Source organism: Pseudomonas sp. EA_65y_Pfl1_P113, from assembly GCF_963970525.1.
Classification (GTDB): domain Bacteria; phylum Pseudomonadota; class Gammaproteobacteria; order Pseudomonadales; family Pseudomonadaceae; genus Aquipseudomonas; species Aquipseudomonas tritici.
Map to the genome: position 1 here is coordinate 1 of NZ_CAXAQM010000211.1, position 633 is coordinate 633.

At 60.7% G+C, this 633-nt stretch carries 2 protein-coding genes; both read left to right on the forward strand.

All coding sequences use genetic code 11. The annotated features are described in order from the left end of the window. A partial coding sequence (locus tag AACY52_RS29170) for a hypothetical protein (RefSeq protein ID WP_339561196.1) occupies positions 1–193 on the forward strand: 193 nt, incomplete at its 5' end. 14 nt (positions 194–207) lie between these two features. Next, on the forward strand, positions 208–633 hold a 426-nt coding region (locus tag AACY52_RS29175; RefSeq protein ID WP_339561197.1), incomplete at its 3' end, for a hypothetical protein.

Below are 633 nucleotides of genomic sequence, written 5' to 3' on the forward strand. Positions count from 1 at the left end.
CTACAGTATAAATTTCTCCAGCTATAGCTGGCTTGATAACAGTGTCGGGGATGTTGCTGCCCCGAAGACGAAATTTCGCTTGGTTTTCCAATGTGCACGGCTTGGCGTGTATGAATATAGCTTGATGTTCGTCGATAGCCACGGCCAAAAAATCGGCCTCGATCCCAAGATTGAAAACGGTGGGGGTCAGTAAGACCGCTGCCGCCATTGCGTGATGCAGGAGTTGAGGATGCTCGTCTCGCCGCGCTGATCCGTCGCGGCGAGCATCTTGCTGCGTATGACCTGGCCTATCGACGCATCGAGCGCGATGGCGTTTCTCCAGCAATTGCGCATGCCGCGGTTCTCTGTCTGGCGCGATCCGGAGCGACCGATTTTGCGCGGCTTGAATATGCCCGCTGGCGCCTGGGTGGCGATCCGGACGATGCGGAGGCCGCGACGCTTGGTGCGCGCCTTCTAAAAGATGTCGCCTTGGCTTCGTCGGGGGCGCGACGCCGGGCTTTTGCGCGCGCGTCGGCTCTGCGGTACGCGGCAAACGACGCGCGCCACGGCGGTCTATACAGCGCGATCAACGTTGCCACGATGAGTCTGATCGCGGGGGACAGGGATCGCGCGCGCCAGGCCGCCGAAAAGGTG